This window comes from Streptomyces griseobrunneus (assembly GCF_046713465.1).
GTDB lineage: Bacteria > Actinomycetota > Actinomycetes > Streptomycetales > Streptomycetaceae > Streptomyces > Streptomyces microflavus.
The window spans coordinates 5,338,092-5,350,722 of sequence record NZ_CP177080.1; the positions used below are offsets into that span (position 1 = coordinate 5,338,092).

Genomic DNA, 12,631 nt, shown 5'->3' on the forward strand with positions numbered 1-12,631 from the left:
CCGCGCAGGAGCGACACCCGCCGCACGGACCACGACCCCGCCCACCACCGGGAGAGCACGATGACCGAGCCGCTACGCGAAAACCGGGACTTCCGGCTGCTCTGGCTGAGCGGCCTCTTCGCGGTCCTGGGCGGGCAGATGAGCGCCCTCGCCCTTCCCCTGCTGGTCCTCAAGGAGACCGGTTCCGCGGTGCAGGCGGGAGCGGTCGGGACGGTGTCCGTGGGAGCCGTCCTGATCACCATGCTGCCCGGCGGGGTGATGGCGGACCGGATCGAACGCCGCCGGCTGATGAGGCTGTGCGATGTCGGCAGCCTGACCGTCGTCACCGCCCTCACGATCGCCGTGTTCTACGGGCACGCCCCCATGCCCCTCGTCCTGCTCGTCGCCGCGGCGGGCGCGGTGATCAGCAGCGTCTACGCGCCGGCCGTCTTCGGCCTGATGCGCGCGGTCGTCCCGGCCGACCAGATGGGCACCGCCACCGCACGGCTCCAGGCGCGCACACAGACGGCCCGGCTGGTCGGACCGCTCGTCGGGGGCGCCCTGTTCGGCATCCACCCGGCCCTGCCCTTCGCGATCGAGGCGCTGGGCCTGCTCGCCTCGACCGTCTGCGTGGCCCTCGTCCGCACCCGCTCCCGGGCCAGGAAGACGGCGGGCTCCGCGTTCAGCAAGCGCGAACTGACGGCGGGGCTGACGTTCCTGTGGAAGATCCCCTATCTGCGGACGGTCCTCCTCATCTTCGGCCTGGGCATGAACTTCGCGTTCGGGGCCCTCACCTTCATCGCCCTGACCGCGTTCTCCGACGGAGGCCGTTCCGGTATCGGCGGCGGCTTCGTCATCAGCTGTGTCTCCGCCGGGGCCCTGGCCGGGGCGCTGTTCGCGCCGAGGATCAGCCCCGCCCGGCACTCCCGGGTCCTGATCGTCGCCACCTGCTGGACCTGTGTGGCCGCAGCCGGGGTGATGGCGTGGCTGAGCCGGCCGGTGGTGGCCGGGCTCATGTGCGCGCTCTGCATGTTCCTGTCGACGGTCGCCAGCATCGGATTCCTGTCGAAGCTGCTGGTCGTGACCCCGGAGGAGAAGGTGGGCCGGGTGCAGAGCGCGGCCGGATTCCTCTCCTCCATGGTCCAGCCGTTCGGGCCGCTGGCCGGCGGAGCCCTGCTGATGGCCTTCGGCCCCCGGTGGGCCTTCGCCCTCACCGGCTGTGTGCTGGCCGCCTCGGCCCTCGTGGTCACCTTCGCCGCCTCGGCGCGCAGGGAGCCGGCCCCGCCGCAGGAGGCGGAGCCCGCCGACCCGGTGGAGCCCGAGGCCAAGCGCGTCACCCCCGGGGCCTGACCCCCTTCGAGCCCCTTCGAGTAGAGAGAGCCGAGCGTGCCAGGCGTCCAGGAAACCCAGCTCTACTGCCTCGCCGACCGTACGTACTTCGACACCCCGGCCCGGCTGCCCGACGCGGACTCCCGCTACCGGCTCGACACCGACCCGCCCCCGGCGGGCTGGCGCCGCGACGCCGTGGGCCTGTGGACCTCCCTCGTGCCCGAGCGCGCCGAACTCGCCGAGCAGGGCTGGAAGATCCATGTGTCCACCGTCCCCGACGAGGCGGAGGCCACCCTGCGGGACACCGCGCGGATCTGCCTGGGCCACGGTGTGCCGTTCAAGTTCCTGCGCAGCACCCGGGCGCTGTCGCTCATGGCGGACAAACACATGAACCGCAGCGGCGCGGGCAAGTTCATCGCCGTCTACCCGCCCGACGACACCGTCTTCCAGGCGCTGGCCGAAGAACTGTCCACGGCCCTGGCCGGGCGCAGCGGCCCCTACGTCCTCAGCGACCTGCGGATCGGGGACGCCCCAGTGTACACGCGCTACGGCGCCTACGTGCCCCGCTGGTGCGCCGACGCCGACGGCAGCCGGGTCCTCGCCCTGCGGGACCCCTCCGGGCAGCTGGTCCCCGACGAACGCGGGGTCGTCTTCCGTACGCCCTCCTGGGTCGAGGTGCCGGCCTTCCTGCGCCCGCACCTCGCGGCGCGCGCCGCCGCCCGCGACGACACCTTCCCCTGCACGGTCACCGAGGCCCTCCAGTTCTCCAACGCGGGCGGGATCTACCTGGCGAAGGACCGGGGGACCGGCCGGCGCGTGGTACTGCGGGAGGCCCGTCCGCACTGCGGCCTCGACGGCGCGGGCGACGACGCCGTCACCCGCCTGCACCGCGAGCACCGGGCGCTGACGACGCTGGCCGGGCTGGACTGCGTACCCGAGGTGCACGGCGTACGGACCGTCTGGGAGCACCACTTCCTGATCGAGGAGCACATCGAGGGGAACACCCTCCTGGAGGAGATCGTCGCCCGCTTCGCCCTCGTGCGCGGGGCGGTGACGGCCGGGGAACTCGCCCCCTACGTCGCCTGGACCGACGCCATGGTGGGCGAGCTCTCCCGGGCGCTGGAGGAGATCCACGCGCGCGGTCTGCGCTTCGGCGACCTGCACCCGTCCAACATCATCGTCCGGCCCGACGGACGTATCGCGCTGGTCGACTTCGAGTACGCCACCGCGCTGGACGACCAGGACACCCCGCTCGCCGGTGCCCAGGGCCTCCAGGCACCCCCCGGAACCCCCGGCGCGGAGGCCGACGCCTACGCGCTCTGGGCGACCTGGCTCACCATGCTGATGCCGCTCACGGAGATGGCCGGCCTGGAGCGGGCGAAGGCCCTCACCCTGGAGAGCTGGGCCCGCCGCAGGTACGGGCTCCCCGCCGGGGCGGGACCGGCCAGGCCCGCCCTGCTGCACGGCCTGGACGCCTCACGGCGGCGCGAGGCCGAGGTGGCCGCCCTGTTCGAGCCGGACGTGGACTGGGCGGAGATCCGCACCCGTCTGCTGGCCGGGATACACGCCGGAGCCACCCCCGAACGGACGGACCGCCTCTTCCCCGGCGGCCCCGGCCTCTTCGCCACCGGCGGGACCGACCTCGCCAACGGCGCCGCCGGTGTCCTGTACGCCCTGCACCGCACGGGCGCCCCCGTCCCCGAGGAGTGGACCGACTGGCTCGCCGCCGCCGGGCTCCGCAGGGACCCCGCCGAGGCGGGCGGCCTCTTCGACGGGCTGCCGGGAACGGCCCTGGTCCTCACGCTCCTCGGCCGCGCCGAACAGGGCCGGGAGCTGTGGGACCGGGCGATGTCCGCCGCGTCCCCGGCCCCGTCGGCGGACCTGTTCACCGGGCGCGCGGGCATCGCCCTCGCCGCCCTCCGCATGGCCCGGGCCTCCGACGGCCGGGAACCCGGCGCCCGGCTGATCGACACCGCCCTGAGCACCGCCCGGGATCTGGACCTGCTGGCCCGGGGCGAGGCGGTGGACGGGATGCGCCTCCCGGAGTCGGCGGGGCTGCTGCGCGGGCTGAGCGGCGCCGCCCTGCTCCACCTGGAACTCCACGCGCTGACCGGCGAGGACTGGCTGCGCGAGGCCGCACGCACCGCCATCGAACGCGAGGCCGGACACCTCGTCACCCTGGACGACGGCACGCTCCAGGTCCGGGACGGCGGGCGGAACCTGCTCTACCTCAACCAGGGCAGCTCGGGCGTCGCACTGGTGGCCCAGGCGTACACGGCCCGCCACGAGGACCCGGCCCTGAGCGCCCTGATCCCCGGGGTGCGCAAGGGCTGCGCCATGGAGTTCGTCCGCGAACCCGGCCTGTTCACCGGGCGTGCGGGACTCGTCGCCACGGCCGGACAGCTGTCACCCGGCGGCCGTACGGGCCCCGAAGTCCTGGCCTCCGTAGGCAACCTGACCTGGCACCTGCTCGCGGACGAGGACCGGCTGCTCGTCCCCGGCGCCACTCTGCGGCGGTGCTCCGCCGACCTGGCGACGGGGGCGGCCGGACTGCTGCTGTCCCTGGACTTCCTGTCGGGCGCCACGGACGCCACCGCGAAGACCGGACTGCTGGACCTGCTCACCCTGGGGTGACCCCCGGGGCGAGCGGGCCGGGGGATCACGCCCCCCTCACGACCCCTCGCGCTCCCGGGCGTACAGACAGAGCAGTCGCGGCACTTCGTACAGCGCGGCGTGCGCGGTGACCTCCCCGGTCGGCGAGGTCACCGCCCCCGCGTCGATCAGCGACTCGACGGTACGGATCGCGGCCCGCTCCCCGCACCCCAGCGCCTCCATCGCCCCGTCCAGCGTGAAGCCGCCCTCCTGCGCGGGACCGGCCAGCCGCCCCAGCGCCCGCCGGTCGTCCGCCGCCAGGTCCTGCCAGCCGGACGCCATCCGCAGCCGTACGGAGACATCCCCGGCGACCAGTTCGTCCAGGGCCGCCGACGGATCGCCGAGCCGGTCCGCGTACTCCGCCAGCGGCAGATGGCGCAGCACCGCCAGCCGCATCCCGCCCACCCCCACCGCCAACGGCAGCGCACCGCAGGCCCGGACGATCCGCAGGGCCGCCGCCGGATCGGTCCGCAGCCGCCCCGGCCCGATCAGCTTGCCCAGCAGCTCCAGGGCCTCGCCGTCCGCCAGCGCGCCCAGGGCGATCCGGTGCACGGGGGCAAGACCCGCCAGCTGCCCGCGCGCGGTGAGCACCACCGAGGACGGCCCCGACCGGGGCAGCAGCCCCCGTACCGAAGCCTCGTCCGGTACGTCGTCGAGGACGATCAGCGCCCGGTGCAGCGACAGCCACTCCTGCCAGGCGTCCTCCGCGTCCTGCGACACCGCCGCGGCCGGCCCGCCCTCCGCCCCGGCCGGCCCCGCCGGAACCACCGGCACCCGCACCCCGCACAACCGCCCCAGTTCGGCCAGGACATCGGCGGGGGTACGGGCCGTGCCGTCCTCCCGCCGGACCTGGACGTGGAACCGCCCGTCGGGGAAGCCGTCGCCGAGCAGATGGGCCGCCCGCAGGGCCAGCGCCGACTTGCCGGAGCCGGCGGGCCCCGAGACGACCACCACACGTTCGTCCGGGGAGCCCAACAGGGCCAGCACGTCCCGCAGTTCCTCGCGGCGACCGGTGAAGTCCCTGGGGGCGGCAGGCAGCGCGGCACCGCGCACGGTGTCCCGGTCGGCCGCCGGGGGCCGGGGCGCGCGGCCCCGGCCGAGCATCGCCCGGTACAGGGCCGCCATCGCCGGACTCGGCTCCAGGCCCAGCTCCCGGGCGAGCAGGAGCCGGTAGTCGTCGTACACCGCCAGCGCCTCGGCCTGCCGCCCCGACTGGTGCAGCGAGTTCATCCAGGCCGCCCGGAGCCGCTCCCGCAGCGGGTGGCGCTCCACCAGATCGCGCAGGCCGTCCACCGCGACGGCGGCCCGGCCGAGCTCGATCTCGGTCTCGGCCCAGTCCTCGTACACGGTCAGGCAGCGGGCCTCCAGCCGCTCGGCCTCCTCCGCCACCCCGGTGGAGTCCCGCAGATCGTTCAGCGGCGGCCCCTCCCACAGGTCCAGCGCCTCGCGCAGCAGCCGGGCCGCCGTCCGCAGATCACCGCGTTCACCGGCGTCCCGCCCGGCGCGGGCCAGGGACCGGAAGCGCAGGGTGTCCAGCTCGCCCTCGTCGATGCGGAGCCGGTAGCCGCCGCAGCCGTGGACCACCCGGTCGCGGTTGTCGCCGTCGGTGCTGCCCAGCAGGGCGCGGGCCGCGCTCACATAGACCTGGAGGTTCTTCCGCGCGGTCCGGGGCGGGTCGTCGGGCCACACCGCGTCGGTCAGCACATCGACGGGGACGGGGGTGTTGGGGCGGGAGAGCAGCGTGGCGAGGACGAGGCGCTGTTTGCGCGGGCCGAGCGGGAGCGGGCGGCCGTCCCGTACGGCGGTCAGCGGACCGAGCAGCGAGAAGTACACCGCACCGGCGGGGGCCGGTCGGGCGGGAGGTCGGATCATCAGCGGGCCTCCGGAAGCGGGGACGGGCGGCAGACTGCCGTACGCACGTTTCTGATCCTGTCGCCGTCACGGCACGCGCACATCGGGGGACTGCCCGTATGTTCCGCCCGCACACCCGACCGAAAGCGCCCCGTGCCCCCATGTTGTGGGGGCACGCCCCCCCGGCCCCCTCAGGCCGGCTCGACCGCGCACTCCGCCGCGAACTCGCACAGCGCCGAACGGTCCGCGCGCCCCGTCTTGCTGAGCAGGCTGGCCATGTGCTTCTCCACCGTGCGTGGTGAGATGGAGAGCCGCCGGGCGATCTGCTGGTTGCCCGGACGCTCCGGGAGCAGCACGAACACCTCGTACTCGCGCGGGGTGACCCCGCTGGTCCGCAGCGACAGCGGGATGCGGTCCCAGCCGCCCCGGTGCTGGGTGACGCTCGCCCCCGCCTGCCGCAGGGCCGCCCGGCACGCCGAGGCGACCGGCTGCACCCCGACCCCGTAGAAGAACTCCTCGGCCCGCCGCAGCCAGGCCACCGGCTCACCCCACCCGTCGGCGCTGGCCGCGTCGGCGACCAGCCGCAGGCCCAGGTGGCGGGCGACGGGGAAGGGGGTGGACCGGGCGTCGAAGGAGGCCACCAGACGGGCGGCCCCGGCCCGGTCACCGGCCCGGCCCAGCAGCACCGCGTCCGCCAGCTCCAGGAACTGCCCGTTCCACGCCAGAGCGGCCCCCGGCGAGGCGCGTACGGCCACGAACTCGGCCCGGTCCGCCGCCCCCGCCAGCACCCGCAGGAAGGGGCGCAGCCCGTAACTCCCGCTCAGGTAGAAGTAGCTGGGGTGGTCCCGCTCCCAGGCCTGCACCGCGTCCAGCCCCGCCAGGGCCCGCTCCCGGTCCTCCTCCAGCAGCGCACCGATCGCCTTGCACAGCCCCAACTGGTGCGGCACGAGCAGGGATTGCTCACCGCCCGCCCGCCGGAACGTGGCAAGGGAGCGGTCCATGTCCCGTCGCCGCCCCCGGTGCGCGGCCATCGTGGCGGCGGAGAGCAGCAGATAGCGGTGGGCGGAGAGATTGCCGACCCGGGCACTGGCCTCCAGCGAACGGTCGATGATCTCCTGCGCCTCGTCCCAACGGGCGCACAGCACCGCGTTCATGGCGAGCAGCCCGTCCACCGTCTGGGTCAGCAGCAGCGCCCCCAGCTCCGTGGCCGCGGCCCGCGCCGACCGCAGCCGGGAGGCGTCCCCGGTCCGCATGAAGGCATTCGCGCCCAGCCGCACCAGTGCCTCCACCCGCCAGACGGGAAGGGCGTGTTCGGTGGAGAGGGAGAGCATCCGCTCCAGACAGGCATCCGCCTCGTCGAACCCCTTCTCGCGCAGCAGCAGCGCCAGCAACTGCCAGGCCTGGCAGGCGACCACGGGCAGCCCCTCGGCCTCGGCGATCTCCGCGGCCTCCCGGGCCGCCGCCTCGGTCTCGGCGGGGCACCGGTGCTCCTGGCCCGGCAGCAGGGCGAGATGGGCGTCGGCGACACCGAGCGCGGCCCGGCGACCGGGGGCAGGTTCCTGCCCGAGCAGGGCGCGGGCGGCGTCGATCTGGCGGGCCGCGTCGGCCGCCCGCTCGGCCATGACGGCCACCCAGGCGATCTTGATGTGGACTTCGCCGCGCCGGTCGGCGGCCTCGCTACGGGCCGGCACGGGAGGAAGCGTCTCGGCCAGCTCCAGCGCGCCGTCCAGATCACCGCCCTCGGCCCGGGCGACCGCCAGGGACTCGGCGATGGCGGCCCGGTCGGCGTCGGCGGCCAGGGGGCAGGCCCGCTCCAGCAGCACCACGGCCGAACCGTGGGCCCCTGAGGCGAGCATCCGTCTCCCGGCCTCCGCGAACCGCAGCGCCGCCCCCGAACGGTTGCCGGCGGCCAGGTGAAGGGAGGCGACGAGCTGCTGTCCGTCCTCGTCGAGCGGGTGGCCGGAATGCTCCACGGCCCCGGCGGCACGGCGGGCGAGCGAGGCGCGTTCGGCGGGGGCCAGCGAGGAGATCAGGGCCTCGGCGGTCAGCGAGTGCCGGAAGGCGTAGCGGTCGGGGGCGGCGCCGTCGGGGGCGATCACGCCCGCCTCGACGGCGGACCGCAGATGGGTGAAGAGGGCCCGGTCCTCGAAGCCCGTGACGGTCTGGAGCACGGAGACCGAGAACTGGCCGCCCAGGGTGGCCGCCGCGAGTAAGAGGTCCCGGACCGGCTCGTCCAGCCGGTCGAGTCTGCGCGTCCAGCTCCGCACGATGCCCGAGGGGACCGGGCCGCCGGGATCGTCGGCCGCCACCCAGCCGCTCTCCGTCCGGCGCAGTTGGCCGGTGTCGAGCAGATCAGCCAGCAGCACCTCCACCAAGTACGGATTGCCGCCGGCGCGTTCGGCCAGCCGCTGGTGCACCACCGGGGGTATCTCCTCGGGCGCCGCCTCCAGGCACGCCCCCGTCAGCGCCCGCATCTGATCGTCGGCGAGCGGCTTCAACTCCCTTACGGTGGCGGCCTGGCGGCGCTCGGCGGACCGTACGAGGTCGAGGGCGGCCCCCGCCTCGGGGCGCAGGGTCCCCAGCAGCAGGATCGGCAGGTCGGCGAGGTTGTCGATGACGTACTCGACCACCGCGATGGTCTCCGTGTCGCTGTCGTGGAGATCCTCCAGCAGGATCGCGCAGCCGGACTCCCGGCCCAGCACGGACAGCAGCCGCAGCAGCGCCTCCGCCAGTTCCACGACGGTCTCCGGATAGCCGGGGGACGCCTCCTGGCGCCACTCGGGGACCAGCCGGGCCAGCGCGGGATGGTAGGGCGCCAGCTCGGGGTCGGTCGGCGTGCCCGCGGCCCGGAAGCGGGAGGAGAGCGCTTCGACGAGTGGCCGGAACGGGACGACGAGACCGGTCGACGTGGCCCGGCCGCGCAGCACGGGCATGCCGAGTCCATAGGCCCGGTAGGCGCATTCACCCACCAGCCGGGATTTCCCGATCCCCGCTTCGCCCAGGAAGAACAAGGCGCGCCCCGAACGCCGTTGCACGGCGTCCAGGGCGCTGCTCAGCAGGCCGATCTCCTCGTCCCGCCCGACGATGACCGGCGAAGTGGCTCGCATGGCCGCAGGCTACTGGAGTCGTAACTCATGCGGCAGTGGCCCAATGCGCCACAATGCGGGCGGAGCCGCGGTTAAAGGGGAATCATGGTGGTCCACGGCAGGTCGATGGTGTTGCCCGTCTCGCCCTCCGAAGCGCTGAGGAGCCTGCTGCGCATCCCCAGCCCGCCGCCGATACCGAGGGAAATCTGCCCGGCCGGGTGGTCGTAACTGCCCTCGTGCGCGAGCTGGCCGGATCCCTGCATCGCCGATTCGCTGATGTGCGTCATCTCTGCCTCATTCTCTGCTGGGGTTTCTGACGGTAGGTCAACAAATGATTCGGTACGGGTCGAAAGGCTGAAACAGGCCGCAGGCCGACGGATCACGCGGCCCCTGCGGACGGGTTGAGCAACAGCGCGGAGCCGATCCGGTCGGGGAATCCCGCCCGCAGCAGTCCGTGACCCACCCCCGAGAGGCCGGTGAGCAGCCCCGGGTGCGGTACGTGTCCGGGAGTTCCGCAGCGCGGTCCCGCCCGGTCGGCGGCGGCCAGCAGGGTCCCGGCCCGGCGCACCCACGGGGTGCGGTCACCGGTCAGGGCACTGTGGCCGAGCAGCTCCAGCAGCCCGAGCTCGCCGTGGCAGAGGCTGTCGTCGGCGAGCGGGGCGGAGTCCGCCAGCTCACCGGCCTGCTCCGCCAGCCAGCCGGACAGGTCGGGGTCGGCCAGCGCGTCCGGGCTGTCCGCGACCGCGAGGGCCACCCCGGCGGCGCCCTCGCACCAGGCCCGGCCCGCGGTCACCTCGACGGCCGCCCGGCGCAGGGCCCGCAGCCCCGCCGTACGGTACTGCTCACCGCCCCCCGCCGCGGCGAAGCGCAGCAGCGCCCAGCCGATGCCCGCGGCCCCCTCCGCGAAGCCCCCGGCCACCGGCAGCGGGGCGACGGAGATCCGCTCGGCGCAGCGCTCGGCACCCCGCCAGGCCTCGGCCCGGCCGGTGGTGCGGTGCACCGCGAGCAGGGAGACCAGTCCGCCGGCCGCCCCGCCGCGCACCCCGTACCCGTCCTCGGCCGCGCTCGCCGCGCAGGCCAGCCGGGTGGCCGGGCCCGCCAGGTCGAGCACCGCACGGTCGCCGAGCAGCGAACCCACCTCGGCCAGGGCGTACGCGATACCGCCGAGACCCGCGAAGGCCCCCGAACCCAGCACCGTGAGGTCGTCCGCCCGGCCGTGCAGCGCGTCCAGCAGTCCGGGCACCGGGGCCAGCGCCTCGCGGGCCGTCTCGGCGTACCGCTCGGCGCCGGTGAGGGCTGCCAGCTGGGCGAGGAAGAGCGCGGGGCCGGTGTAGCCGCTGGCGAGGTCGGCCGCCATCGGCGCGAGCCGCCAGTAGCGCTCGCCGAGCAGCTCCAGGCCGATCCAGTTGGTGCGGTCCTTGTGCCGGTAGGCGAGGGAGACCAGCTGATCGCCCACCGACCGTGCGGCGGAGAGGAGTTGCTCCGGCTCCGGGGCCGTCGCGGCCGTCCGGGCCCGCGCGCCGCCCTCCGCCCGGTGCGGCGGCTCGGACGAGGTGGACACCATGGCGGCCCGGATGATCCGTTCCTGGTCCTGGCGGTCCACCGTGTCCATGGCCCGCACCTTCTCCTCGACCCGGGCCAGCCCGGTGGGCCCCGGCGCGACCGGCACCGCGCGCCCGGTGCCGCTCCACAGCTCCGTGGAGCCGGGACGGGTCAGGAAGACCGGCACATCACCGGCCCACAGCTCCTCGATCTCCTCGTCCTCCAGACCGGGCAGCGCGGGCACGCCCAGGGTGGGGGTGCGCAGCAGGGAGAGGACCTGGTGGCGTTCGGCGGCGTCCCGCATCAGGTCGGGGTGGGTCGACTCGTCCAGCAGTGTGGTGTAGGTCCAGGTCGGCCGGGGCACGACCCGTACCTCGTCCTGTGCGAAGTCCGTCAACAGGCCGCGCCTGCCTAGCAGTTCGTCGCGGTAGTCGCTGATGGAGGTGTAGCCGGCGCGGAAGCCCTCGCAGAGGGAGTCGGTGTACGCGGACGGATCGGCCGGAACCCCTTGCAGCCGGGGCCGGTTGGCGGACTCGGTGAACCGCGCGGAGCGCCGTACCAGCCGCATGGTGTCCGTACCCGCGTCCGCCCAGTCGGCGGTCTCGATGGGGGAGGAGGCGGCCCGGCCGCCGCCGATGGCGGAGACGTCGAGCGCGGCCGAGTCCCCGACCAGCAGCTGGGGCAGCAGCCCGACCCGGTGCACCGAGTCGTGCAGGGCACGGGCGGCGGGGTCGGCGGAGTGCGCCTGGGAGAGCGGCGGATGGAACAGGGTCTCCACATCCACCAGGACCGGGTGCGGCCCGCAGGCGATCAGGTTCTCCTGGTGCAGATCGGTCCCGTCCAGCAGGTGGAGCAGGGCCAGCAGCGCGCCCTGGCGCCGGTAGAAGAGATGGGTCTCCGCCGTGGACGAGCAGGGCCGCTCCTCGACGAACTCCACCCACCCGTAGTCACCCCGGTCCAGCACCCGCAGCGCCCGCAGGGAGGGCGCCCCGGGCAGCGAACCGAACCATTCCACCAGGGTGTTGAAGTGCCGGTGCGCCGCGAGCGGGCGCGGCTTGTAGACCAGCCGGGTGCCGTCGGTGAACCGCAGGATCATCACCGAGCGGCCCCCGCGATGGCTGTCGCCCGCACCGGCCTCGACCCCGGTCAGCGCCCTCGGCCCCCGCCCGGCGGCCAGCGCCCCCGGCGCGGCTCCCGGCGCCCGGTCGCCCAGCACACCGGAGGTGTCCAGCAGCTCCCGGTCGTCGGCGAGCCTGCCGAGCATCTCCGTGAGGGCGTCCGCCGCGGCCAGGCTCGTCCGCGCCAGGATGCGGGCCAGTACGGGATAGGCGGTGAGGAAGGCCGCGAGCCCGTCGCGCCCCGCCGTCAGCCGCAGGAAGTCCCGGAACCGCGCCTCGGGCCCGTCCCCGGACAGCCGCCCGGCCCGCCGCGCCTTGTGCAGCTCCAGCACGAGCGTCCGGGCCGCGAGCCGGGAGAGCCGCCGGGTCAGGTGGGACCGGAAGTCCTCCAGTACGGGGGCGAGCCCGACGGCGGTCCCGGCCCGTACGGCGTTGTTCGACGGCGAGGTCAGCAGCCGCCCGGCGGCCCGCTCGGCGAACGGGGCGACGACGAGGGCGAACCCGGTCAGCCCCGGGTAGCCCCGCTCGGCGACGACGGCCTCGGGCGGCGCGTCGGCGATGACGTCCCGGACGAAGGAGACCCAGTCGGGCTCCCCCATGGGCAGCTCCCCGACGACACCGGGAAGCCACCAGGGGCCGGTGCCGGCAGCGGCGCTGCTGGTACCGGCGGCGGTGTGCCGTCCGCCCGCGCCGTTGGTCCGGCCTGCCCCGTTCGCACGTGGCGCTCCGGGGGCCCCGGCGGCTGCTGTGGGGCCGGCGGCTGTGAGACCGGACGCGGGGGCGACCGCGTTCGTCCTGGCGCTTCCGGGGGCGGCCTGGAACGCGCCGGTGAACCCGGCGGAGGCGGTGATGCCGGTGACAGCGGCGGAGGCGTTCGCGCCGGTGACCCCGGCGGACCGGGTGGCCCCGGCGGACGTGTTCGTGCCGATGCCCGTGGCCGGCCCGGTGACCCCGTCCGTGCCCGGGAGAGCGATCCGGGCAGCAGCCCCCGTACCGCCGCTGCCGATCAGTTCCTTCTCCACCGCACCTCCCAGGTCGGGAGCGGCCCACCGGACCGCCCGCGACCATCCTGTC

6 protein-coding genes are annotated in these 12,631 nt (G+C 75.1%); 2 read left to right on the plus strand and 4 right to left on the minus strand.

Annotated features, from left to right (window positions below):
- Nucleotides 1-60 precede the first annotated feature (60 nt).
- Both ACK8N7_RS24260 and lanKC read left to right on the plus strand, forming a co-directional pair.
- The gene (locus ACK8N7_RS24260) at nucleotides 61-1,329 is read left to right on the plus strand and encodes an MFS transporter (RefSeq protein WP_403212934.1); all 1,269 of its coding nucleotides are present in this window, start codon (nucleotides 61-63) and stop codon (nucleotides 1,327-1,329) included.
- A gap of 36 nt (nucleotides 1,330-1,365) precedes the next feature.
- Nucleotides 1,366-3,942, plus strand: coding sequence for a class III lanthionine synthetase LanKC (gene lanKC, locus ACK8N7_RS24265; RefSeq protein WP_500444133.1), 2,577 nt, complete (start codon nucleotides 1,366-1,368; stop codon nucleotides 3,940-3,942).
- Nucleotides 3,943-3,978: 36 nt separating this feature from the next.
- Here the strand turns inward: lanKC and ACK8N7_RS24270 are convergent, their stop codons facing one another.
- The 4 genes from ACK8N7_RS24270 to ACK8N7_RS24285 all read right to left on the minus strand — a co-directional run bounded on the left by ACK8N7_RS24270 (nucleotide 3,979) and on the right by ACK8N7_RS24285 (nucleotide 12,579).
- On the minus strand, nucleotides 3,979-5,832 hold the full coding sequence (locus ACK8N7_RS24270; protein WP_500444134.1) for an AfsR/SARP family transcriptional regulator: 1,854 nt from the start codon (nucleotides 5,830-5,832) through the stop codon (nucleotides 3,979-3,981).
- Nucleotides 5,833-6,002: 170 nt separating this feature from the next.
- Nucleotides 6,003-8,918 (minus strand): helix-turn-helix transcriptional regulator, encoded by a 2,916-nt coding sequence (locus tag ACK8N7_RS24275; RefSeq protein WP_500444135.1) that lies wholly within the window; start codon nucleotides 8,916-8,918, stop codon nucleotides 6,003-6,005.
- A 71-nt stretch (nucleotides 8,919-8,989) separates the two neighbouring features.
- Nucleotides 8,990-9,184 carry a hypothetical protein gene (locus ACK8N7_RS24280; protein WP_403212926.1) on the minus strand — a complete coding sequence of 65 codons (195 nt, stop codon included), beginning with the start codon at nucleotides 9,182-9,184 and terminating at the stop codon, nucleotides 8,990-8,992.
- Between the two features lie 92 nt (nucleotides 9,185-9,276).
- A complete protein-coding gene (locus ACK8N7_RS24285) occupies nucleotides 9,277-12,579 on the minus strand; it encodes a type 2 lanthipeptide synthetase LanM family protein (protein ID WP_500444136.1) in 3,303 nt (1,100 codons plus the stop codon).
- Nucleotides 12,580-12,631 lie beyond the last annotated feature (52 nt).